The sequence below is a fragment of the Methanospirillum sp. genome, assembly GCF_028679455.1.
In the GTDB taxonomy this organism is placed as follows: Archaea; Halobacteriota; Methanomicrobia; order Methanomicrobiales; family Methanospirillaceae; genus Methanospirillum.
Window position 1 is genome coordinate 1 of sequence record NZ_JAJRBM010000297.1, and the last position, 24,153, is coordinate 24,153.

A 24,153-nucleotide genomic window follows, 5' to 3' on the forward strand; every position below is an offset into this window, starting at 1 on the left:
GCTCCAACCTTTCGGGAGAAGAGACCTCCGTTTGCAATCGCTACAAATCCTGCCCGGTCGATGAGTGCTTTTGCTTCGGGAGTGATATCTGAGAAGTAGGTTGGCGACCCGATGATGATGCCGTCTGCTTCCACCATCTTATCAATGCAGTCATTTATTGCATCCTTCTTCAGGGCACAGTGCCGGTCCTGTTTTTCAAAACACTTCATGCAGGCGATACATCCGTGGATCTCTTTTCCCCCGATATGTATCAGTTCGGTCCTGATTCCCTGCTCTTCAATCTTTTTCAGAGCGTATCCGATCAACCGTGCAGTGTTCCCTTCTTTATGCGGGCTGGTATTAAAAGCAACTACAAACATCTGATTCACCGTGCTGATTCTTATATACTGGTTATGTTCTCATTCTAAAGAACTGGATCACAGGTACTTGTAAACCCGGAGTTACAGAGTGATACAAAACCTAGTACCTTTATCTTTTCCCTCACTTTCAACCGTGATCTTTCCTCCGTACAGACTTATGATTCGTGAGACGATTGCAAGTCCGAGTCCGCATGATTCCCGGTCATGGCGTGAGTTATCCGCACGGTAAAACTCATCAAAGACGCGTTTACACTCTTCAGGGGTGAGGCCGACACCGGTATCCTGTACACAGAGGCTGGTTCTTCCCCCGGTACTCAGAATTCTCATGGTGATCGTTCCCCCTGCCCCGGTGTATTTTACTGCATTTGAGATGAGATTCATGGCCACCGTCTCAGCATGGGTGTTTGCCATAAAAATCCTGGTATCGCCGGGGATATGGTTCTCCACGATGAGTCCTTTGTGTTGTATCTCATGACTGCTGTCAAGGATCGCCTGATCAAAGAGGTCTTTGGCGATCACACCATCAGGATTGACCGCATTGGGAACTCCTTCAAGTCGTGAGTACGCGAGTACCATCGTGACAACTCGTTTCAGCCGCTCTGCATTCCGGTATACGATCGTCAGGCATTCATGCAGGTCAGGGTCAGAGACTCTTGATACTGCATCAGGCAGGAGTGCCATAATCGGAGTGAGCGGAGTTCTGAGATCATGACCGATCTGGGTGATGAGATCACTTTTGATCTGGAGCAGCCGCATAACTTCTGCAGTCCTTTCCCTGACCCGTTCATCAAGTTCCTGGTTTAATCGAATCAGGCTGGAAGAGAGATGATCCAGTTCAGAGTTTTTTTCTTCGAGATCGCGGGCATAGGTCAGGATCTTCTGTTCAGCCTGTTTTTCAGACTCAGTATCCCGAATTGTTGCATGAAGTATCTCTTCACCGTTCATCAGCAGACGGGTCAGTAGTACTTCAACCGCGATGATCCGTCCGGTCCGGTCACGCACTGCCCACTCAAACCGGTCAGAACCTGACTGTATTGCATTCTGAAGATGCTGCTCTGCATAATCCTCTCCCTGCGTTCCGTTGGGCAGAATATCAGGTGCAAGGGAAGTGAGCGGGAGCGAAGAGAGTTTTTCTCCAGTGATGCCGGTGAGGGCTGCTGCGGCTTCGTTGCCTGATCTGATAATCCCCTGGGATATAAGGAGTGCCGGGTCAGCAGATTGCCTGAACAACTGAAAAAATACGTCGTTCTCTCTCCAGCCAGTCATGAATCCTTCTCCATGATCCGAATCCTGTTCCTATCATTGATTATCTCTCTGTGTATCCCTATGAGGGTATCTGCCCGGAGAGATCCTTTCAGATCTCCCCGTGGGGTGCGGTAGGGAACCGGTATCTCCCTTGGGGTACCGTGATCACGAACCTGGCACCTGACCCCGGTATTCCATCTTCGATGATAGCGAGTCCGGTGATCTCCAGAACTTCTCTGATGAAAAATAGCCCGAGTCCGGTGTTATTTCCATATCCTCTCGTAAATATGAGTACCTTTTCCTCTACTGGCACTCCTCTTCCGTCATCCTCATAGATGATCAAAAGATCTGTCCCTTCCTGTTTCAGGCTAACGGTTATTGAGGAGATACTGCCGCCATGCCGGATCGAGTTCTCAACCAGATTAAAAAAGACCTTGGAGAGCATCGGATCTGCGTAGATCTCCACCGTCTGTTCCGGAGTTATCAGCGTGAGATCGGAGAGGATATGCATGATACCCGGACTGTGCAGTACCTTGCCAATCTCCTGCCAGGTCGGAGATGTCTGGCCGAGATCTTCGTATTCTCTGGTAAACTCGATCAGGGTCTGGATGGATCTTCCTGCCTCGTTGATCATCATAGCCCTCTTCTGAAGAACAGGGTTGGATATGTCCTGTATAAAGATCTCAGAGATTGCTGATATTACCTGTATCTTGTTCAGAATATCATGCCTGGTGATACTGGAGAGGAGATTGAGTTTTTTATTAGTCTCAGCCAGTGAACCAGTGATCAGTTCGAGTTCAAGGTTTTTCTTGGTAAGCGTTTCTTCAAGTTGTTTGCGCTGGGAAAAGTCTGCAAACGAGATGAAGAATGCATCCTGGTCAAGGTACCGTATTTTTCGGATCGAGGCATAAACCCAGAATTTTCGCCCGTCTGCGGTCTGCATCTGCATTTCAATATCATCAATATTCTCTTTAGTATGAAGAATCTCAAGAACCCGCTCCCGGGTGTTCATATCCACATAGAATCGGTCAGTCTTTTGTCCAATGAGTTCCTCAGCGGTAAGATGAAACTGCTGTATCGTCCGCTGATTTATCAGCATGATGATATTGTCCTGCGCCCGGGTGATCACGATGGGAAACGGAGCTCCATCCACGATTTTTTCCACCGTTCTTCACTCGTTCTGATCTCCTGCTCTAGTTTTTTCTGAATCGTGGTGTCGGTCAGCAGGATCAACCTGCCTTCAAGGGTTCCTGATCCAGCGTAAAGCAGGTCCATACTGGCATCAAATCTCCGCTCCCCTTCCTGATCTCGTTTTACAATCTCGCCCCGGGTCTGACTCGAAGAACAGAATGCAATAAACTCCGGCCAGTCCGCTGCGATTGAGGTAATTCTCTTCCCTACTCCTCCATGAGTGGTGTCTCCAAGGAGTGATCCTGCTGCCGGATTTAGATCTGCGATCTTTCCGTCTGTACTCAGGACGATCATAGGCATACCCATCTCCTCGATCACCCGACTTCGTGCAATCGGAACCAGATCCAGGAATCCGAATTTGAAAAGAGCGATGATATATATTATCCCGATGATCCACAGAAAGACCGGTGCAGGATTTACGTTATGAATCGGAGTAATCCGCAGCTGGAAGAGGATATCAAGTACGGAAGGAGCCATCAGAGCGATGAACAGAAGGATTCTCTGTTTCAGATAGATCCGGTGGGTTCCCACCTGCATCACTACCAGCAGCAACAGTCCGGTCATGATGAGCAGGTATGAATACACGACGAAGATCGTGTACCAGGGCCCATTGATCATGGTCAGTGTCGGGAGCGGTCCAGAGAGATCAATCTCGTAATTATACCTGAACAGAGTATGATACCTGCTCGTAATAGCCAATAATGCCGTAATGATGGGAATGATCAGGAGTGCTTTCCATCTCCACCCCCTGATCCATCTGGTTTTATCCAGGAATGCCAGGATCAGCCAGAGTTCGACTACTGAAAAGAACGGGTTGACCAGGAATCTGATCTCCTGCCAGAATATTTTAAGAGAAAGAGTGGTAGTCGACAGATCCAATGCATAATCCAGTGACCAGTACGCAGCAAAGAACATCAGAATCTGATAGGGCAGAGCCGCCGGATTATCATGAAACCTGCGGGTATACAGCCCGAGCCCGATCATGAACGATGCTGATCCAATCAGCATCAACAGGAATAGAAACGGTACAATCTCACTTACTATGGCCGGCATATCACGTGCTCACCAGCCTGGATCTCACCAGATTCCCTACATGCATCAGCCATCCCCACCTGACATTGCTGATACAATACCTGTATGCGGCGAGTATATGAATCTGATCCCGTTTCCGGTAGGGATCCCAGGTTCAGGATGGAGAGTCAGGGAACCAGATTCTAAATGTTGCTCCTTTCCCGATCCCTTCACTGGATACTCTGATGGTCCCCTGATGAAGGGATATGATCTGCCTGACAATGGGCAGGCCAAGACCTTTGGAGGAAGGGTCTTTGCGTGCCATATCACCGGTGGTAAATTCATCCCAAATCCGGTCAATCTGGGTTTCTGCAATTCCGATCCCGGTATCTGCGATAGTAATCTCTATTCCGTTCTTCAGTCTGATGGCAGTGATACGGATCAAACCCTTGTAGACATTGTACTTTACTGCGTTGTTGATGAGATTGCTGAAGAGTTGCCTGGCATGGGCCCGTGAGGCATTGATGGTAATTTCTTCAGGTATATTCACCTGGATGTCCAGTTCTTTCTGCACTGCCATGAATGAGTTTGCTTCTATTGCTTCGTCGATTAGTATCAGGAGTGAATATGTGGTGTAGTCAGTGATCAAGAACTGTTTGTTGAGCTGTGAATAATAGATGATATCCTCAACCATCTTCTGCAGGTTCTGGATACTGGTACCAAAAATCTCAAGCAGGGATTTTGCGTCAGGATCCTGAATACCAATGGCGAGAAGGGGAAGCATGGCAACTACCGGGGTCAGCGGAGTACGCAGATCATGAGCCAGTTGATAGATGAATTCGTCTTTTTGTTTCAGAAGTTGGTCGATCTCAACCCTCTTTTCCTGCCCATCCCTGATCTGTTCCCTGAGTTGTTCTTCGATGGTTACGATCCTGGTGATCAGTTCAGTCCGGATTGTTTCAAGATCGGTATTGCGCCGTTTGAGATCTTCAATCTGGGTATGGAGTCTTGCTTCAGCCAGTATCATCTCTGAGCAGTTCCGGCTGCTCATGAGGACTCCATGGATTTGCGGATCGTTGAGCAGGTTGGTTGCTATCGTCTCGATATAGATGTATCCGTCATGTTTGTGCCGGTGCCGGTATACTATTCTGGTCTGAACCTCCGGCACCGCAATCAGACGATCAATCGCCTCCTGCACCTGAATGAGGTCATCAGGATGAATAACCAGGGAATCAAACGGCTCACCGATCAGTTCTTCTGGCAGGTATCCGGTGATTCCCGTAACTGATTCACTTACAAAGACCCGTGTCTGGTTGTGATCTAGTACGGTGATGATATCTGCCGAGTTTCTGATGAGCAACCCTGGTTGCTCCTCATGGTTCATGGTCGTTTCCCGCCTCCCAAAGAACTGACTAATTGAGCAGATGATACACTGAGAGATCCGGTCTCCTCCAACCGGATGCATCTGATACCCACGGCGTTCCGTGCGGTTTATTCTGGTGCTTCCGGGGCAAGAAGGATGATTCCCTCTTCCACCCCGGTATTTCTCTATTGTACTTCATCACTATCCGGTAAAAGGCATACCTGTCCGGTTAGATCGGAACCCGGGTATGAGAAGGTCGGTTAGTTCTGTTTCCCGTGTGTACCTCATGCAGATGTATTAAAAATCAGAACGGAATTTCTTATTCAGGGATCCGGTATTTATCTGGGGGAACCAGAATCTCAAATCTGGCCCCTTCTCCTGGTATCCCTCTCTCTCTGATAGACAGATTTGTCACATTCAGTATCTCCCCGCTGAGAAACAGACCTAGTCCGGTCCCTAGTCCGAAGTTTCTGAGAAAAATCTTTTCTTTGAGATCCTTGGGAACTCCCATTCCGTCATCTGCAACGGTGAGAACCAGCATGTCAGGTGTAACTTGGTATCCGGTTTTTATGGTAGTTATCGTAGTACCATACCGAACAGCATTATCAAAAAGATTATACAAAACTTTCTCAAAGAGGGGATCTGCAAGAATTTTAACCTTGCCAAACCCGTTCTCGATCCTGATCGTTCCGGTGTCGATCATCTGACTGATCCTGGTTACCGCCTCAGCAGGTGATATCCATTGCGCAGTGTTTACTCCCAGGTTCTGGTAGTAACCGGTGAATGCCACCAGATCCGAGATGATAGTAGCCATCTCCTCCACTTTTCTGAGCATGGCTTTATTTTCTGCAGGATCCTCATCATCCGCTATGAGTGAACAGTAGAGTTGGAGTGCCGTTACTTTATTCAGGATATCATGTCTGGTGATAGAAGAGAGGAGATTTAGTTTGGTATTTGCCCGCTCAAGTGCTTCATGCTGTGCTGACCGCTCTGAATTATCCCTGATTATGGCGATTAAGCCGGTGACGACCCCGTTTTTATCGTGTGTAGGTGCCGAATGGATCTCTGCCGGAAATGAACTCCCATCAGCACGGAGCAACCGGTACATAATGGGATGTGCCTGTTCACCCCTCATATGCTGTGCGATGCACTCATATGCAAGATGCCGGTCTTCCGGGGCGATAAATGAGAGCATCTCCCTACCATAGACTTCCATATCGGTGGGCAGGGAGAACATCTTCCACGCTCGGGGTGATGCATACACCACTATCCCCCTGATATCGGTGATGACGATGACATCAGGAGATGCCTCGATAAATGACTGGTAGAGTTTATCGGGAGTTAGCAGTTCTCCTGGAGGGAGTCCCTCAGGTACGGTGTTCCCGAAAAATGCAGAAATGTGCCCCGGTGATGTCTGAAATGCATAGATCTCAAACCTTTGACTCTTTTCATTCTCATGGAATCTTACCGGAAGAGAGCAGGATGCTTTTCCCGTTTTTGCAACCTCTGAAAACAGGGATGGAATGCCTTCAGCTGCAAGGCCTGGAAATACCTCCTCAAGCGGTCTGCCTCTCTTGTCATTGGTAGTAATCCCGAGTATCAGATCTGCTGCCTGGTTAGCATCTACAAAGATGATGGTTCCATCCTGATTGATCTGGTAGCAGTGAACACCCCAGGGAGCCTTGGCAATGATGCGGCTACACCTGAGTTCATCCTCGCTATCACTTTTTCCCGGCCTGCTTGTCCGGGTATCAGGGATATCATGACCGGGGGAAACTCTTGTCACCGCTGATTCATGGATGGGGAATCGCTCTGATTCCTGCTGATCAGGGCTCTCCGGATGCTCTTCATGGATTCTGCTGGTTCCGGGAGGGAGACCCCCGGCCTCCTCCCTCTCTCCGGTCATATCGTGAATGGCCCTGCCTGCATGCCTGCGCTTTATGGCCGCCTTCACGGTCTCGGTGAGCTCGCTAAATCTGACGCCGGTCTCTCCCCCTTTCTGCAGGTAAAAATCGGCACCGTTATTGATCGCCCTGATTACCACCTCTTCCTTTCCCCGGGCAGTAAAGAGAATGAATGGTATCTCACTGATTCCGGGATCAGACCTGACGGCAATGAGCAGTTCTACCCCATCCATTCCCGGCATCTGGTAATCAGCGATGATTGCATCATACCGTCCTGTTTTGAGTAGTTTCAAAGCCTCAGATCCTGAGCGTGTGGTCTCTACGATCAATCCTCCCGATCGCTCTAAAAAGGTCTTACAGAGGCTGAGGAAACCGGGTTCGTCATCTACATACAGGATCCGCGAAGCAGACTCAATCATCAGATAAACAAGAAGGGATGTATTGGTGGTATATAGATTCCGGTGTGCTCCGATACGGTATCAGTTCTGATAAGAGATCAAGAGCAGAAATCAGAGGTCATGGGGTATCTCCATAGTTCCCCTGATGAGTGAGAAGATTATCCCGGTTATGCAGAGGAGGGTGAAGAAGAGAAACCCGAAATGAAGAGCAGCAATAAACTGGGGGTAATATGCCGGTGTGATCTGAACCGGACCAATATAGATAGCAAAGAGCATCGTTGCAAATCCCATCGAGAGCATCTGACCGAGTAGTCTCATGGTTGAGGTTGTACCAGATGCAACCCCGTAATCGTGTCTTTCAACAGAACTCATGATCGCGTTCGTATTTGGGGAGGTAAAGAACCCGAATCCGGTTCCCAGGATGAGCAGACTGAGGATGATGTACCATAAGGGGGTTGCATCAGTGAGGAATACCAACAGAAACAGACCGACCGTAGTCACAGCCATTCCTGCTGATGCGACCCGTCCCGGATCCATCTTGTCTGAGAGTCTTCCTGAAAAGACAGAGACTATCGCCATAACAACAGGCTGGGCTATCAGGATCAGTCCGGCATGTTCAGGAGAGAATCCTTTGGTGTACTGGAGATCCAGGCTGAGCAGAAAGGTGACGGCATAGGTAGCACTGTAGTTGATAAGTGCTGCGATGTTTGAGAAGAGAAACACCCGGTTTTTAAAAAAAAGATTGACATTCAGGACCGGGAATTTATTTCTGTTCTCATACCAGGCAAATACTCCTGCCAGGATCAATCCGGTTACGATCAGTGATACTGCCGTGGGCTGGGGGAGAATGGAAAAGCCGTACATTACCATAACGAGTGAAATTCCGTAGAGTATCGTTCCGATAAGATCGAACCGTTCTCCTTTACATTCCACCCATTCTCCATCCAGCTTCCAGCGGATCATGAGTACAGCCAGAATACCGATGGGAACATTGACCAGGAAGATACTTCGCCATCCCAGATATGAAGTCAGGACTCCACCAAGGAAGGGACCTACTGAAAGGCCGAGGTACACGAAGGAGATGTAGAGGCCAAGAACCTTCCCCCGTTCCCCTGGTGAAAAGATCCCGGTCAGGATCGCCATCGCGGTGCCGTATATCATGGATGCGCCAAGTCCCTGGATCACCCTGATCAGGATAAATGTCCCGGTCGTAGGAACCATAGTCATGACCAGCGAGGCAACGGTGAAAATGATGATTCCCCCTTCGTACACCTTTTTTCTCCCGTAAATATCGGCAATCCGTCCGAATGGGACGAGGAAAAGGGCTGATGCCAGGAGGTATGCGGTTGCTACCCACGAGAGCGATATGGCATCCATACCGAACTCTACCCCAATCGTAGGAAGTGCAATATTAACTGCTGATCCATCGAACGGAGTCAGAAACCCGGCTAGTAACGCGATGAAGATGACGATCCTCTTTCTGGTCCGGTCAGGATCCGTTCCATTGGCAGGTGGCGTATAATTCATATGGATCTACCCGTTTTCCACGAGCTATGCTGCATCATATTCAGCATTATGAGAGTTAGGTATGCTGCGATTATTTTTGAGGATATGTGACATCAGACCGGATTTGGTGCTTATGGAGATCATCTTTTATGAGAGATGGAGGGGATTGGGGTTGAGACTTACCATCGGGATTGCCCTCCTTATACATAGATGATTCTTTTTACCTGCAGGAGTGAGCAGTTCTACCGGATGCTTGCCGAGGCATTGAATGAGGGGATTATTCTGATGAATCCGATGGGTCCGGTCAGAAAAAAGTCTGGAGATTTCTGCTCACCCACTACGGTCACAGACTCTCTCTGAAAAAAAATCAGTTCAGCATCGGGATAAGGATGACAATTCCCATGATTATCATCACGATACCGATCATAAGCCGCAGCATACTCTTCTGATCGTCACGCCATGCGTTGACTTTCTCTGGTGGAATCCCGAAGAATACCAGGAGGAGGATTGCAAGCAGCGGGATGATTACCAGGATATTGTATAACACCAGGTACAACAGTCCGATTGCTGGTTCTTTGTACAGCATGCCCAGGATGCTGATGTATATCCCTGCGGTACATGCCATCCCGTAGATCCCGACTAACGCTCCCACGATGAGTCCGGCAGGAACACTGGCTTGTTTCATGTATGACGAGATAAGACTCTTCTTCGATGTTGGTATCGAGAGGATTGGGTTCTGTTTCTTTGAAAGTCCGTCTTTAACCTGAATGATACCTGCGATGATTGCAACCGCCGCAGCGATCAGAGTGAATGCCTGCGAGATTCCGGGGAGCTGAATGACCGAGAAGATGGCGAATCCTGAAAGGAATCTGACTGCGAAGAATGCTACGATATAGGCGAGTCCGATTGCCAGTACCGTCCTGCGGGACTGCGAGGCCATCAGAGAGACGAGGAGCAGAGCAAGGACCAGCAGCCCGCAGGGGTTGAGTCCTTCACCGATCCCGGCAATGACCAGGAACGCAGGATTTATTGTTGATACCGGGGAACTGCTGATATCTGCAGAGAGGTTTGGCAGCAGGCTGAGCCGGTAATTTCCTTTTTTTGTCTCTGCGACGGTTGCATCAAGATTTTTAGATATTTCATCCTCTCCCATCAGGTTCGTGGTACCCAGAAAGAGGATGGGAACATGGGCATGAGAGATATTATATGCCTGTTGGAAGGTATTGAAGAGGTCAATATTGGTCTGGTTTCCAGCAAGGCTGTAAAATTCTACCCTTACATCTGAATGGTTGGCAGCATAGGCTTCCATCACGGGATGGATCTTCTCACATGCTCCACAACCGGGATTGAAGAAGAAGTGGATCACGACCGGAGTGTCTGATCCCATTCCTGAAGTGATATCCCCGATAAAGGGAATTGAACCAAGTGAGTCTGGTATTGTAGCGTTTTCAGACGCTGCAGTTGCCGGGAGTGCAATGAGAGCGATACTTAACAGTATTGTCAGCATGGCCGTCAAGTACCAGTGCATATAATGAAAATTCATACGAATCAACCTGTATCCGTATCTTTTGTAGCGATACTGGTTTAATCGTTCCCCGACGATCAGCTACATGTCCCTGGTTATTATTTTGCAAAAAAATCGTATGATCATGGTTGAAATGGGAGATGGTGATCCTATTATCATTAATTTCCTGAGGGCCGGCATATTTATGGCAACGGGAGCAGGGAATATCCCTGTTATCCCTGATTTGTTGTATGATAACAGGTCCATCAGTCAGAAGAATGAATCTTTTCCAGTACGATCTCCCGAATCCTGGTAGCAGACTGAATCGCTTCCTTTGCATCTTCATATGATGGGTTATCAGAATCCGGATACCGGGATTCAATCGCATAGGGTGTAAGATCAAGTGCATCTTCGAGAATGCTAATAATGCCTGGTTCCCATTCTTCGATTATGGATACCAGGTTACCTAGATTATGCGTTTTTGGGACCGTTTCTCCATGAGTAACTATAAGGGCCTTTAATGATTTTTCAGCGGATTGTTGAGCGTGGAAGCAGATAATGTCGGGAAAAACCTCTTCAGAAGTCATTGCGTATTCTGCGGCACTTAAATCGCGTCTCGACTTTTCAAGCCAACTGCTGATCAGATCATGGTGAGTTTTTATCATAGAGAACAATCCCTGACTGCAGCGAGGAAGTGATAAAGGATGACGAAACCTCTGCCCATTCTGCTACTTCTTTCGGAGTATAGACGAGGATATCCTGAGGAATATGAATATCCATAAGTGCACGATACAGGGGGATCGAACGCTTATGTCTTGGCAGTGTTGAGTTCATGATTATCAGAATATCAATGTCACTATCCTGCGTTTGGTTGCCCTTGGCATACGAGCCAAACAGAATTATTTTTTCAGGATGTATAATTGACAGAATCCTTCGTACGATCTCATCTACAACCGGTGAGATAGCAGAACTTGATAATACTGGAGAAGCATGGAGAGATTTAGGCATCTGTATCAGGTATCGAATCTTTGGACCGTATTATCTGATATAGGTTCGCTTCTCTTCCATGTTTTTGTATAGATAATGAAAGGTCATTCTTATTGAGAACCTGGAGATCGGTATTGGATTTATCATTGTTTTATTCTATTCAATGCAGATCAGTTTTTCCAGAATTATCCCGGTACTGCCTTGCATTCCTTTATTATCTATAAGAGGGACTCATCTCCTGCCTGGTAATATATCCTGGTGATAGGACACGGAAATTAGGAGGTATCATGATACTCAAATCTGTTTCATCCGGTAAGATCCCTGATCTTGGGATATTGATTCTGATAATTCTTGCTCTGTTCATTATCGGAATCGTCTCTGCCGTTCCTTGTTCTCCGCAGGGACCGATCGAACCTACTGGGATCAAGGAGGCAGGAACCTTTTATCAGGCAGGGTCTTACATCCTCCATTATGCCAGAAGCTCGCCAAAACCTCTAGGTCCTGAAGAATCAAGACCATCAAACTGGGACTGGCAACAGTATGGCCCGTTTCAGATGAGTCCGGGGAGTTCTTATCATATTGTATTCAGTAGCGGTGGTGCATCGGTATCCCAGTCATCCATCGTTCCGGAGAACCTTCCGTCTGGATCAGCCTACACCTCATTTACGAATAATGATAGGGAACGTGCCTATGCATACTGTATCAGTAAGTCACCTTCTGGACCTTCCGGGAGTTCTTCTTCGGTATCACCGTGTCGCGATTACTGGGGTCCGATTGAACCAAATCAGGTTCTTGAACCTGGTTCTCATTATCCTACAGGCAGTTATCTGATAACTTATGCCCAGGTTGATCGGTATTTCACCACTTCCGAATCTGGTCAGCCTGCAAACTGGAACTGGCAGCAGTATGGTCCGGTACAGTTTGATGCGGGATATTGTTATAATCTTGAATTTCAAGAGAGTGGTGCGATCACTATCCGGAAGGATACCCGTATTCCTGATGATCTCCCCGCAAATGAAGCATACACGACGTATTCAAACTATGACAAGAAGCATCGATATGTGTTTTGTATTCCGACCGGGAGTGGAGGGAGCACGAGTACATCAGATTCCTCTTCAACAGAGTGTAACGAAAAGTTTGATAACGGGAATCTTGGTGCGGTAGAGAATAAAGTAACCTGCAGGCCTCAGGTTACCTTTTCTTCATCGGTGTACATCTGTAAGATCACCAATTATCACTGGAATTATGGGAAAGGAACCAGTCAGACCGGAGAGATTATGCTCAGGAATGTCAATGACGGTATGACCTATGGTCCGTGGAAGACAACCGGGGGTCCGGGTCAGTGTGGAGTGCCAAATGCATACTGGGTTGCCCATGTGGATGAAGTCGTCAGGGCCGGGACGTACCTGGTTGAAGATACTGATGAAAAAACCTGGTCAACGAATGCAAAATCGAATTATTGCGGCCAGACACAGATCCTGTACCGCCTGTATTCTGGTTGATGTGACTGTAATACCTTTGACTCTGGCAGGGAGTCGGTTGAATGTCTGACTGAAGCAGTGAGGTTGTTTCATCGCTTCGGCTAAATCCTGGTTGAATGACACAATAGAGGGGTTCAACAAAGGTGTGAGATACCATTACTGGAGAGCACTGATTATCTCCAGCAATCGTTCCCTGATATCGCGTTTTGCCCGTTTGATATTGGAAAACAATAATTCGGGATCTGATCGAAAATACTGGTGAATCAGAATATTTCTCGATCCTACCATTCCCTCCCATGGAATATCAGGATAACAGGATCTGATATCTTCAGGTATATTTCTCGCTGCTTCACCGATGATCATCAGTTGATCACGAATTGCACTCACGGTTTTAGGATCCTGGCAGAACTCTTCATACGAGTAATCTTTCGTAAATTCGTCGATCCTGTCAATTGCCTCACACATATCTGACAGCCAATTTACGATTTTTCTCATGAATATGCTATATTTGCCAGTATTGATCCCTTCATTTCCGGGCGTAGCGAGTTTACGGTAGCAACATCAACCTGCTTTTTAAAAAGGTTCTCTAGATAAATTTTCAGGCCTGCCAGGTCCCAGATATCTGCGCCTGGTTCAAATTCAACCAGAATGTCAATATCACTCTCCTCAGTAGCACTGCCCATAGCATACGATCCGAAGAGGCCCATACGGATGACCCGGTATTTTTCATGCACCTCAGGGGTGTGTCTCCGTAATATTGAGAGAATATCTTCTTTTTTCAGTGATGCATCCATGTTATTTTATTATATTCTTCAGGTCCAATTAATGGTTCCTATTAAAAACCCGGTGAATATACGTAAAATTCTCCTCTTCTACTCTGGTCTCACAGATCCGGTTATCTCTTCCTGAACAAGATAATCTGGATTTATCTTGTTCCTATCCAGTCAAGGAACGTCTTGCATTTTCCTCCCGGATTCATGACAATATCATCTCTCCAGGTATCAGTTACCCATCCTACATCCTGACCCACATAATACAGGTGAGACTGCATCGTCTTCCAAACCGGGGTATTATTGCCAATATTCATATCATATTTGTCACCATTGAAGAGCATCACCGGAATTATATATCTTCCATCTGACTGAGAATACGCATACCACAAGAGTTTAGTTCTCTGCCGGTCGTATAGTTCAATTTTCACATGATTAATTGGCAATCCTGTTGTGGTGTTTGTGACACTTCCCGATACGAAGTAACAGTTAGGGGCGTAGTAAGCTACAATCGTATGATTTTGCTGAACATTAGTGAAAGTATATGGATTTACGATTCCACTCGATTCTCCGTCAATAAATATAGCAGCAAGATCATAGGTCACCTTATCTACCATGAACGATTGAACCATGGTATAGCTCAGAGAATTTCCGCATGGAACAGAACATGGATTCGAACATGCTGGTGTCGGAAAAATTGAACCTGCCGGGGCAGGTCCATAGATAAAACCGGGCATTATGTAATATGCCGATGCATTGATGCTATAAGGCCCGAGGTGTTCAAATGAAGCCGAAATATTGTGGGATGCCTGTACGTTCGCAAATAGATAGGTATATGGCGATGCCTGAGATCCCAGAGAAGTTCCATCTATGACAACATTTTTGATCCGATAACATGGATTTGCCGTCACGATAACATTTTGATTACCTCCACATGGCACAGTTATGATCCCAGATGGGCTGATAGTTCCCCCAACATCTGCAGTTGCATTGATCAAGTATGAAATATACTGGAACCTGGCCTGGATTGTGTGATTTGTAGTAACATTTTGGAATGTCGTTGTGTTGGGGCCTACCTTGGCACCGGTTGAAATTCCATCAATAATAATATCTGATATGTTGTAACAGGCATTTGCTGTTATGTTAAAACTCTGATTATTTCCACAATTAACCGGGATATTTCCTGATGGGTTTATGGTTCCGCCAGATCCCGCCGATGCCGCGATTGTAGGGGTAATTTGTTCAAAGGTAACATAGATGTTTGAATCCTTATGGATATTCTGAAATGTAGTAACATTCGGACTGGATTGAGATCCCGTTAAAACTCCGTCGATATTGATGTGAGAAATTGCATAACATGCATCGGCAGTACTGGTAAACGACTGGTTTTCCCCGCATGGAACCAAAACCGGTGATGAAGGGGTAATTCTTCCTCCCGAACTAGCTCCTGGAGTGATCGTATACGAGAATCGGGAAAAGTTCGCATGTATGGTATGATCCCGATCCACTGCAGAGAAGGTGTATGAACCATGAGGTCCGATTGAGGTGTTATCTACCCGTATATCGGTATTCTGATAGCAATCGTTTGCAGTTATGGTAAAGGTCTGGTCTTCTCCATGAGGAATCGATACCCTTCCACCCGGAGATATTATGCCCCCTATGTCTGTTGTTGCATCAATGATATGGCCGGGGGGGAGAACGGTAATTGTTTCAGTAGTATTTCCGGTTGCCCCGCAGGTATTTCCGACTTTTAATGAGATGGTATATGTTTTATCACCGGGTCCCGGATTGGTATATTCACGAGTGAAGGGACCCTGTTGAGTGCTGGTTGTTCCATCCTCAAATGTCCATAACCAACTGTTAATCCATCCTCTACTGGTCGAAGAGTTATCATAAAGCGATACCTGAAGAGGTGTTTTTCCTGAAGATGGTACCGCACTGATATGGGGAGATACTGAACAGTCAGTTTCTGATGTTACAGAGACTTGTTTTGAGGCTGTTGCCCAGTTTCCGCATTCATCAGTTACGACAAGTTGAACATAGTAGGTTCCGTATGCATATGTTCGTGTATGTGGACCTGGTCCGGTGGCTGTTGTGCCATCTCCAAAATCCCACTCGTATTGGGCGATCGTAGACCCTGATGATGATGAGTTCTCATCCGTGAATGATATCGTGAATGGGTTTCCTGTAGTGGAGATTGGAGGATCAGGATCCGATTTCATGGCTGCGGTGACTATTGATGAACATCCTCCGACCTGGATTAGATGAGAAAACTCGTCACTTCCGCACGTGTTAGCGACCTTGAGTCGTATGGTATACGATCCTGCGGTAGCATAGGTATGTATGGGATTTTGTTCACTCGTATGTGTGCCATCCCCGAAGTCCCATTCCCTTTCAGTGATAGGATAAGAAGGATCATCAGTCTGTGATTTGTCTGTAAATTGAATTTTGAGAGGCTGTTCATTATCCGGGACAGATATTTTAAATTCTGCTAATGGACGAGCGAGACATCCGGGTCCTGGTATCATTCCATATGCGGGGCAACTCTCTGCCTGAGTCCAGTCGATTAGGTTCTCCCCTCCTTCTGGTGGTTTGGATATAACCTGAACATATTTCACTGACGGATCGAGAGTCGGGTGCAATTCTGTTAAGATATTTCTAATCTCTCCAGCTCCCCAGTTCTCATCATTCCAGGGCATTAATTTGATTGTTTTTATTATCTTGTGGTCCTTATCGAGGAGATTTACGTAGAAATCAGAATTGATCTCTTTTGGATTCAGGGTGTCACCACCAGTATGATATAACGAGATGGTTCCCCCCTTTGAACAGGCTTCAAAATTCATTACCGGTACTTTATGGGGCAGTACCATCTGCGTCAGGTATACTCCGGTGATCGACATCGCTCCCACGACTACTGCGATCAGAAAGTACACAGAGAGTATGTCTACGATCGAGTCTTCTGCTTTCATGATGCCTGCCACCGTCTTTTCAAAATGAAGTGATGAGTCACTGTAATGTTATGAGGTCTTATAATTTTTGGTGGCAGAATTTCGTTACTATTCCATTCATTCTATAATTTTTTCAAAATGGATTGATTACGTCATATTACCACAAATTAATCCGGATGCGACTCACCTCACCAAAAAGAGACGTAACCCGGGAGGTTGGTTTGGCTGATGACCAATGTCACATAATTTCAACCAGGTCAGGTAATCTGGTAACCAGATGCCTGACCGATAAAGATGGTTTCATTCTCTGACATTGTTACGATCATACGTGGTCCTGTGGTGGGCATCAGGTTATAGATATCCACGTTCTGACGCCAATTAACCGGTATTACACTGCCATCAACAATAAGATTAACGTAAGATGATTTTTCAGCATTCAGTTTCAGATGTAAGTCAGAGATATAATTGGTATAGGTTGGGACCATCACTGAGATATTTCCGGTTGACGGAATTACAGAACTTCCAATCAGGGCTGATGCATTTACCCCTGAATACTCCTGATTGTTACCATTGATGAGTATAGTTCCTTCACTGACATTTGAGGAGATGGTGATTATGCATCGGTTGGAGTCAGGGAGTTGATACCGCTTGGTTCCGGTGTCCATACTCCCGGTTCCTGATGCGATCCAACTCTGATATCCTCCTCCGATTATTGTTCCGTTCCGTGATGTCTGGAGAGAAATATCATGGATTTTATCTGATTTCAATTGTTTATTTCCGAAATTCATTGATGGAGTGGTGGAGACAGTGTTGAGTGAGAACAGAGGGGATGTATTGATAAGATTCAGGTTTGAGGGATTCGTGATTCTCCATGATAAATCAGGGGCTGATTCGCGGACCCGGTATGAACCCCCGGCTGATGTGATCGTGAACAGGTACACTCCGGTCTGATTTGTACGTACAGTCTGACGGTTTATCCAATTTTCCTGTAGATTTTCATCAAGGTTTACTTCCCGGTTTGCAAGACCGGGTTCGGTTGGATCACGTACTCCGTCTGCGTTCTGATCTTCCCAGATGATACCTGATACCGTGGTTTGTTTTTCAACAGTTATTGGTCTTGTTGCAGTAAATTCCTGTTTACAATGATTTTCAACAGTTAGTGATGCGTAATAGATGCCGTTTCCATGATACTGATGAGTACAGTTACGTTTGGTAGAATCGGTAGTATAGTATGACTCACCATCACCAAAAATCCATCTCCATGAGACGATCTCTGTAATCGGTGATGAATTGTCTGAAAACTGTGTTATCTTTTGGTTGTGTTCTGGTACCTCAGCACCCATGAAGTCCGCGTTTATCGGGTAGCACTGTGGATCAAGAACAAAATTTGAATCTTTTGTGCCACACCCGTTCTGAACGGTATAGTTTACGATGTATCTGTCAGGAGCTCCGGGGTAGACATGAGTAGGCACCGGTTCGGTGCTTGTTGTTCCATCCCCGAAATCCCATGTTCTGCTTTGAATTTGTGTTGAACTGGTGGATTTATCCTGAAATGTGACTGTGAAAGGATCATACTCTTTGATGGTATAGATGAGTGCAGGGTTTGGTGGTCGGCATTCTCCTGCAAGAGGAAGTGGTATCGGTTCCGGGGTCTGTGATGAACCAGCAGGTTGCTCAGTGGAATACTGGATAGGAGATTCACGTGAGAAGTTTACCTGAGATATTGGCGGGTGTTCTGGATCTGAATGAGAATTTCCAAGTGGCAGGACTGATGGATTTATAATTACATATATGATGATGCTCACTCCAGCGATAATTCCCAGGGCTAATGCGATTCCTGATATTGTGGAGAGAGATTTGAGGATCTGACCTCCGTAAAGGAGAAGAATGAACGCCAAACCTGCTCCAACTCCTCCAAGCCCAAATATTTGTGATATATAGAGTTGTATCCCCTGTACGATGAAGGGAAGGGCTTCTGCAAGAATGATACAAAGGATACAAATGATGAGTGTTGCGACTATTAACGGACCTGATTTTTTGGTTCTGATGGTTCTGATCAGATGATCGATCTCCAGACGGATCATCTGTGTGTATGAACGTTTTAATGGAATTTTAGAACGGTTTGAGAGTTGATTTTTGATATATATTCCGTTTCCTGGAGCGAGATCGATTGCGATTTTAAAACAGGTATCTGCATCTTTATACTGGTGGGTTTTAACCAGGGTTACCCCAAGAGCGTTCCATGCTTTATGGTTTTTTTCGTCTTCTTTGGTAGCCTGCAGAAAGAGGGCAATTGCGGAATTGTATTCGCGTTTTGTGAATGCCTGCATTCCCTCGTCAAAAAAACTCATATAGACAAATAATCGTATCTTGAGAATATAGACTCTGCTGTAAAAAAAATGAACTGTTGGTTATCTTACTTTTCGCATAAACCAGATACCCATGCACAGTAGTGATGCGAATGCCGTAAGCAGACAAAATCCAGGAGTTTTTGAGGTGGGGCTTATTGGTACGAGTGTTGCCAGGATCGTTTTGTTCTCACCATTTGTAATCGGTATCTCTTGTTGCCAGTCCTGATAATTCTCGAGTTCTAATTTCACAATATTAGTTCCTTCTATAAACTCTGGAATGGTTATTGGCGTGATACCCTGGTATTGTTCATTTACAAATACCTTCACATTCGTAGGAATTGAGGAGATTTCCAGGTATGCTGGTACCTGTTCGGTGAGATTTACCTGAATGAATGCCGTTTCATTGGAGGTTACATCGGTCTCGAAATACTCAGGCTTATACCCGGTTTTTGACGCCAAAAACTGGTGATGTCCGGCTGTAACGTTTTCAATCATTATTGTGCCTGATTCTGGAAGTACTCCACCCGGATGGTTGTCGAATACGACCTGAATTCCGGGCATGGCGTTCAGTTGTACGACACCGTATTCGGGTTCAGTTTGGTTTTGTGATACCAGTCCGGATACTGCATATCCTGTCATGATGATCAGAGATATCAGCAGGAGCATTCCTGATTTATTCATTTTTCCTGACCTTTCATCAATTGGAATATTCTGTTGCCCGTCCCATGAAGAATGTCTCCCCCGAACTCATATTCAACTCCATAGTGCTGCTGTTGGTGGTCATGAGGTTATAGATGGTTATGTCATTTCTCCAATTGTATGACTGGTACACTCCGTCCCACACCAAAGTAACGAGTGCAGTCTTGTTAGCAGTGGTAGTCAGGTTCAAGGTTGAGTGGAAATTCTTTATCGTACTCGCTGAGATGACCGATGAGTTACCTGTTGCATTGATAATTCCGTTGGTTGAGAGGGTGACATTGGTCAGGTTGAGTTCAGATATCCCTCCGCTTACGAGAATTCTCGCACTGGTGAGGGATTCTGGAAGGGTATTGCGGATGGTATCCAGATTGGCAAAGGTGTAGGTTGTATTGTTTACAACCTGGTATTGACCGCTGCCTGAGGTGATCCATTGCATCCGTCCTCCCTTCATGAGAGATCCGGGTCTTGTGGTATAGAACATGACATCATGCAATTTTCCTGTGACATTGATCTGCTTGGTTACTGAAACCGGCCCGTATGTTGCATTACTCACTTGTAACGTGACGTTAAAGAGACTCTGATTTGCAAATGTTTTGATTGGGTTTTGCAATGAGGATGATGTATTATCACCAAAGTTCCAGGACCAACTGGTCGCTCCTCCTGATGAGTTATCCCAGAATGCCACTTCCAGGGGTGCAGGACCAGACCAGGGATCTGCGGTGAAATTGGCAATAAGCAACTTTTTTGATTCTAATGTTATCGTTCTAGATACTGATGTAATTGATTTTCCGATAACTGGCTGATATGCTGCACGAACTGCGATGGGAATTGTTTGTCCTGCGAATTTTTCTGCATCAAAGGTTATCGAGTAGGTTGAGATAGTTGTTGTGTTGGTGAGGAGGGTCATCTTTCCTGCATCTGTACCGTTTATGAGTAAGGTTACATTTGATGCATCACGATTTTTTCCGGTAACGGTTGCATTGACCGTAACTATTCCTTTGTTATTCTGTAGATTTGTCCCTGTTTCAGAACTTATTTTACTAATTGCTGTAGTTATCAATTCCCAGTCAACTGTTACGTTTCTATTGGTGGAGACTATAACCCCGTTAGTGAGAGTGTCATTGACAACTAGTTTTACTGTCTTTCCTTCATACGGTGTATTATCCCAGGTCCCGTTATTATATCCCCAACTCGCTCTATAGGGTAACCGCTGATTCACTGAGGTTGTATTCACATATCTGAGATAGCAACCCCCTGCGTTGTTTGTTCTATCTTCGTAGGGCCCTACATAATGGGCCTCGATATATGAGGTACTACTATACGGAATTACTTCATTTTCCTGGGGTTGGGAGATCACAAAATACACTGAAGATCCTCCCGGGAACCAGTAGGTAAGTTTTGAGCGGTCATAGTACGTACTGTCCGGGATTGTCAGGTTCCGATTCAAAGATACATTGACACTATTGTACTGCCACCAACTCAGGAAATAAAAGCCGGATGTACCGTCTTTGAAATAGATATTATATACCTCAGGGATTAGAGTAAAATTCGATCTTCCCCAGGCTGAATAATTTACATCCGGAATGAGATTTGATCCGCTTTTCCGAAGGGTATATACTGCATTATCAAACGAGGTCCGGTAATCAAAGTTGAGGGTTGCAGTACATTGATTTGCCCATTTTCCACCAGGATTATATTTGAAACAGAGCGGGACTGTGACATTAGATTTATGCCACTCTGCATTTCCAAAGTTTATATTAGAATAATTCCGTGTTGACATAATCAGCAGTTTTTCACTGCTTACATTCACATTCGCATCAGAATCATAGGGATAGGTGGATCTCCAGGTCTGGCCGGTTGGAGGCTGTTCAATGATCTGATATATCCCGTTTGCCACTGCGAAATTAAACGAGTAATTGCCATTTGTGTCTGGTGAAGTCAGGTTGACGAGGTTGGTTCCGGTTCCGGTAACCTCCCATAATCCAACTTTAAATCCCGAACTGGCATTGAGATTCCGTTCACTGGGGTATTCTTGTGCCTTGTTTAAAGTCCAGTCTTCCCAGAGATGTCCGGATATGTTTGCAGGGTTGGTGATGGTGATGATCTTTGTCTGTGAGAACGCCTGACCACAGTTGTTTTCAACAAGTAAGGTTGCGTAGTATGTGCCTCTATTCTGATAGATGTAGGTTGTGTTTCTTACCGAAGCATTGGTTGTGTAGTAAGATTTCCCATCACCGAAGAGCCACCGCCATGATGTGATATTTGTGATCGGGGTTGAGTTGTCTTTGAACGTCACCGTCAATGGGGGTGATCCGGTCAGAGGGGATACATTCATTCCTGCAGTTATTTGTGCACAATTCGGGTTAAGAAGGCGGGATGTTTTATTACTGGCCCCGCACTCGTTCGTAACCGTGAGGTTCACGGTATACGAGGTGGGGTCACCTCCATATTCATGGGAGGGATTTTGCTTCGTTGAAGTATTTCCATCCCCGAAGTCCCATAACCATGTCCAGATTTCAATCGGATCACTGGTCGACGTATCGGTAAACTGGACTGTGAAATCCTGGTAATCGGTTATGGTGTATGAGAATGATGCCGTTGGTAGAGGGCAAAGGACGGTCACATTTTTTGTTGCTGATGCTGAGTTCAGGCAATCATTCCACGCGGTGAGATTTACGGTATAATTTCCTGGTGAATAATATGTATTGTTGGGATTCTTATTGGTTGAGGTGTTTCTATCTCCTAAATCCCATTGCCATCTGGTAATGTTTCCCCCGCTTGAGGTATCTGTAAAGTTGACACGGAGTGGTACATATCCGGACGTTGGTGTTTCGTTAAAATCAGCAGTTATCTGTTCACAGGTAACTGTGATATATTTCGTAGTTTGGTTGGTATTTCCACAAAAATTTGTGATACTCAGGTTTACCGGATATGTTCCTGTGGTTGTATAGAGATGATCCGGTGGATTGTGGGATCCTGTGTTGTTATAATAGGAATATGTGGAGTTATCATCTCCAAATTGCCAGTTCCAGGTTGTTATATTAGCCCCTGTTGAATTATCGGAAAAATTGACCACAAGAGGTCTTTTTCCTGATGTCATATTGGGAATAAAATCAACCGTGGGTATCGGGCATAAAACGGTGATGACTCTCCCTAATGTGGAGTTTGAATTTAAACAGTCATTCCAGACGGTCAGGTTAACCGTATAGTTACCGGGGAGGCTATATGTGTGGTTTGGTTTTGTACAGGCTGTTGCATCTGTTCCATTCAGAAATGTTGAGTCATTAAAATCCCACTGCCATTGGGTAATATTTCCTCCGCTTGAAGTATCACTAAAACTTACCGGGAGCGGTGCATATCCTGATGTTGGTGTTTCATCAAAGCTGGCGATGATATTCTGGCAGGTAACATTTATGTATTGAGTGATCTGGTCAATGTTCCCACAATAGTTGGTTACGGTAAGATTGACCGGAAATACTCCGATCTTTGTAAATGTGTGATCAGGAGGATTTGCAGGTGTTGATGTATAGGAATATGATGAGTTATCATCTCCAAAATTCCAGGTCCATCCTCTAATATCAGAAATTGCAGTTGTATTTCTCCCTGTTGAGTTATCAGTGAATTTTACTGTTAACGGTAATCTGCCTGATGTCAGGTTCGGGGTGAAATCTGCAGTAACCGGTGGACAGAGAATAGTAATCTCTTCTGATGTTGATTGGATCGCACCACAGGAATTCGTCACAGTAAGATTAACTGTGAATGCTTTTGATCCATACCCACCATAGATATAGGTCTGGTTTGGAGGTTTTTGTAATGTGGAAGTATTTCCATTACCAAAGTCCCAGTACCAACTCGTAATTTGTCCCCGGTTTGTCGAGGAAAGATCAGTAAATTCCACCGTCAATGGGCTGTATCCACTCGTTGGAGTAGCATTGAAATTAGGAGTTATTACACAGTCATCATTGGTCATAACTGAGATTTGTTTATAATAAACACTCCATTTTCCGCACCCATTGTATACCGTTAAAGTAGGCCAATACACTCCCCGTGAGTAGGTGTGGATCCGGGATGATCCCGGAGTATTAATTATTTCAGTGGAGCTCCCATCATCATAATCCCATACCCACTTGGTAATATTGCTCGATGGCGATGAGGTATCAGTGAATTTCACTGTAAGGTTGCTTCCAATTATCGTAAGATCTGCCGGTTCAGTAGTGAAAGAGGCAGTGACTGCCGGACAGATTCCAGTTGCTACCGTTATTGGGAGTGTTGTTTCATCAGATCCACAGGCATTGGCAACCCTTAACCTGACCTGATATACTCCATATGTATTATAGGTGCATGTTGGGGTTCTATTGGTTGAACTGTTCCCATTTCCAAAATCCCAGTTCCATGAGGTGATTGGATAGAGCTTGTTATCTTCTGTTTGGGATTCA

General features: G+C 45.6%; 18 protein-coding genes. 2 read left to right on the plus strand and 16 right to left on the minus strand.

The genetic code is table 11. From position 1 onward, the window contains the following. From LUQ50_RS10085 to LUQ50_RS10115, 7 genes are all read right to left on the minus strand, one after another. A partial coding sequence (locus LUQ50_RS10085) for a flavodoxin family protein (RefSeq protein ID WP_300039708.1) occupies positions 1 to 359 on the minus strand: 359 nt, incomplete at its 3' end. An 81-nt stretch (positions 360 to 440) separates the two neighbouring features. After that, complete coding sequence (locus LUQ50_RS10090; protein WP_300039709.1) at positions 441 to 1,625, minus strand: PAS domain-containing sensor histidine kinase; 1,185 nt, start codon at positions 1,623 to 1,625, stop codon at positions 441 to 443. Between the two features lie 88 nt (positions 1,626 to 1,713). After that, positions 1,714 to 2,757: an ATP-binding protein gene (locus LUQ50_RS10095; RefSeq protein WP_300039710.1), complete on the minus strand. Its 1,044-nt coding sequence runs from the start codon at positions 2,755 to 2,757 to the stop codon at positions 1,714 to 1,716. Continuing rightward, positions 2,730 to 3,848 (minus strand): histidine kinase N-terminal 7TM domain-containing protein, encoded by a 1,119-nt coding sequence (locus LUQ50_RS10100; RefSeq protein WP_300039711.1) that lies wholly within the window; start codon positions 3,846 to 3,848, stop codon positions 2,730 to 2,732. The genes LUQ50_RS10095 and LUQ50_RS10100 overlap by 28 nt, the downstream gene beginning before the upstream one ends. A gap of 133 nt (positions 3,849 to 3,981) precedes the next feature. Then, on the minus strand, positions 3,982 to 5,271 hold the full coding sequence (locus LUQ50_RS10105) for a PAS domain-containing sensor histidine kinase (protein WP_300039712.1): 1,290 nt from the start codon (positions 5,269 to 5,271) through the stop codon (positions 3,982 to 3,984). A gap of 217 nt (positions 5,272 to 5,488) precedes the next feature. Continuing rightward, positions 5,489 to 7,492, minus strand: a complete 2,004-nt coding sequence (locus tag LUQ50_RS10110) for a response regulator (RefSeq protein WP_300039713.1) — start codon at positions 7,490 to 7,492, stop codon at positions 5,489 to 5,491. Between the two features lie 90 nt (positions 7,493 to 7,582). Further along, positions 7,583 to 8,998 carry an MFS transporter gene (locus LUQ50_RS10115; RefSeq protein ID WP_300039714.1) on the minus strand — a complete coding sequence of 472 codons (1,416 nt, stop codon included), beginning with the start codon at positions 8,996 to 8,998 and terminating at the stop codon, positions 7,583 to 7,585. 189 nt (positions 8,999 to 9,187) lie between these two features. On the opposite strand from LUQ50_RS10115, the gene LUQ50_RS10120 reads away from it, so the two are divergent. Beyond that, positions 9,188 to 9,337, plus strand: coding sequence for a hypothetical protein (locus tag LUQ50_RS10120; RefSeq protein ID WP_300039715.1), 150 nt, complete (start codon positions 9,188 to 9,190; stop codon positions 9,335 to 9,337). A gap of 7 nt (positions 9,338 to 9,344) precedes the next feature. On the opposite strand, the gene LUQ50_RS10125 is transcribed toward LUQ50_RS10120, so the two are convergent. The 3 genes from LUQ50_RS10125 to LUQ50_RS10135 all read right to left on the minus strand — a co-directional run bounded on the left by LUQ50_RS10125 (position 9,345) and on the right by LUQ50_RS10135 (position 11,489). Beyond that, positions 9,345 to 10,505: a thioredoxin family protein gene (locus LUQ50_RS10125; RefSeq protein WP_300039716.1), complete on the minus strand. Its 1,161-nt coding sequence runs from the start codon at positions 10,503 to 10,505 to the stop codon at positions 9,345 to 9,347. A gap of 242 nt (positions 10,506 to 10,747) precedes the next feature. Next, positions 10,748 to 11,146: a HEPN domain-containing protein gene (locus LUQ50_RS10130; protein ID WP_300039717.1), complete on the minus strand. Its 399-nt coding sequence runs from the start codon at positions 11,144 to 11,146 to the stop codon at positions 10,748 to 10,750. Then, the gene (locus LUQ50_RS10135; protein ID WP_300039718.1) at positions 11,127 to 11,489 is read right to left on the minus strand and encodes a nucleotidyltransferase domain-containing protein; all 363 of its coding nucleotides are present in this window, start codon (positions 11,487 to 11,489) and stop codon (positions 11,127 to 11,129) included. Before LUQ50_RS10135 ends, LUQ50_RS10130 begins: the two co-directional genes overlap by 20 nt. Before the next feature lie 266 nt (positions 11,490 to 11,755). On the opposite strand from LUQ50_RS10135, the gene LUQ50_RS10140 reads away from it, so the two are divergent. Next, a complete protein-coding gene (locus LUQ50_RS10140; protein WP_300039719.1) occupies positions 11,756 to 12,970 on the plus strand; it encodes a hypothetical protein in 1,215 nt (404 codons plus the stop codon). 135 nt (positions 12,971 to 13,105) lie between these two features. On the opposite strand, the gene LUQ50_RS10145 is transcribed toward LUQ50_RS10140, so the two are convergent. The 6 genes from LUQ50_RS10145 to LUQ50_RS10170 form a co-directional block, all read right to left on the minus strand. After that, the gene (locus LUQ50_RS10145; RefSeq protein WP_300039720.1) at positions 13,106 to 13,414 is read right to left on the minus strand and encodes a HepT-like ribonuclease domain-containing protein; all 309 of its coding nucleotides are present in this window, start codon (positions 13,412 to 13,414) and stop codon (positions 13,106 to 13,108) included. 26 nt (positions 13,415 to 13,440) lie between these two features. Beyond that, positions 13,441 to 13,743, minus strand: coding sequence for a nucleotidyltransferase family protein (locus tag LUQ50_RS10150; protein WP_300039721.1), 303 nt, complete (start codon positions 13,741 to 13,743; stop codon positions 13,441 to 13,443). A 131-nt stretch (positions 13,744 to 13,874) separates the two neighbouring features. Then, entirely contained in the window at positions 13,875 to 16,688 is a 2,814-nt protein-coding gene (locus LUQ50_RS10155) for a PKD domain-containing protein (protein ID WP_300039722.1), read from the minus strand. A 236-nt stretch (positions 16,689 to 16,924) separates the two neighbouring features. Continuing rightward, the gene (locus LUQ50_RS10160) at positions 16,925 to 19,018 is read right to left on the minus strand and encodes a PKD domain-containing protein (RefSeq protein ID WP_300039723.1); all 2,094 of its coding nucleotides are present in this window, start codon (positions 19,016 to 19,018) and stop codon (positions 16,925 to 16,927) included. Between the two features lie 60 nt (positions 19,019 to 19,078). Beyond that, positions 19,079 to 19,699: a PEGA domain-containing protein gene (locus tag LUQ50_RS10165; RefSeq protein WP_300039724.1), complete on the minus strand. Its 621-nt coding sequence runs from the start codon at positions 19,697 to 19,699 to the stop codon at positions 19,079 to 19,081. A gap of 16 nt (positions 19,700 to 19,715) precedes the next feature. After that, on the minus strand, positions 19,716 to 24,153 hold a 4,438-nt coding region (locus LUQ50_RS10170), incomplete at its 5' end, for a PKD domain-containing protein (protein ID WP_300039725.1).

Excerpts from the sequence above, each read along its gene's own strand:
- LUQ50_RS10090 (WP_300039709.1), bottom strand. The coding sequence starts at position 1,625 with ATGACTGGCTGGAGAGAGAACGACGTATTTTTTCAGTTGTTCAGGCAA.
- LUQ50_RS10100 (WP_300039711.1), bottom strand. The coding sequence starts at position 3,848 with ATGCCGGCCATAGTAAGTGAGATTGTACCGTTTCTATTCCTGTTGATG.
- LUQ50_RS10105 (WP_300039712.1), bottom strand. The coding sequence starts at position 5,271 with ATGCATCCGGTTGGAGGAGACCGGATCTCTCAGTGTATCATCTGCTCA.
- LUQ50_RS10110 (WP_300039713.1), bottom strand. The coding sequence starts at position 7,492 with ATGATTGAGTCTGCTTCGCGGATCCTGTATGTAGATGACGAACCCGGT.
- LUQ50_RS10115 (WP_300039714.1), bottom strand. The coding sequence starts at position 8,998 with ATGAATTATACGCCACCTGCCAATGGAACGGATCCTGACCGGACCAGA.
- LUQ50_RS10120 (WP_300039715.1), top strand. The coding sequence starts at position 9,188 with ATGATTCTTTTTACCTGCAGGAGTGAGCAGTTCTACCGGATGCTTGCC.
- LUQ50_RS10125 (WP_300039716.1), bottom strand. The coding sequence starts at position 10,505 with ATGCACTGGTACTTGACGGCCATGCTGACAATACTGTTAAGTATCGCT.
- LUQ50_RS10130 (WP_300039717.1), bottom strand. The coding sequence starts at position 11,146 with ATGATAAAAACTCACCATGATCTGATCAGCAGTTGGCTTGAAAAGTCG.
- LUQ50_RS10135 (WP_300039718.1), bottom strand. The coding sequence starts at position 11,489 with ATGCCTAAATCTCTCCATGCTTCTCCAGTATTATCAAGTTCTGCTATC.
- LUQ50_RS10140 (WP_300039719.1), top strand. The coding sequence starts at position 11,756 with ATGATACTCAAATCTGTTTCATCCGGTAAGATCCCTGATCTTGGGATA.
- LUQ50_RS10145 (WP_300039720.1), bottom strand. The coding sequence starts at position 13,414 with ATGTGTGAGGCAATTGACAGGATCGACGAATTTACGAAAGATTACTCG.
- LUQ50_RS10150 (WP_300039721.1), bottom strand. The coding sequence starts at position 13,743 with ATGGATGCATCACTGAAAAAAGAAGATATTCTCTCAATATTACGGAGA.
- LUQ50_RS10155 (WP_300039722.1), bottom strand. The coding sequence starts at position 16,688 with ATGAAAGCAGAAGACTCGATCGTAGACATACTCTCTGTGTACTTTCTG.
- LUQ50_RS10160 (WP_300039723.1), bottom strand. The coding sequence starts at position 19,018 with ATGAGTTTTTTTGACGAGGGAATGCAGGCATTCACAAAACGCGAATAC.
- LUQ50_RS10165 (WP_300039724.1), bottom strand. The coding sequence starts at position 19,699 with ATGAATAAATCAGGAATGCTCCTGCTGATATCTCTGATCATCATGACA.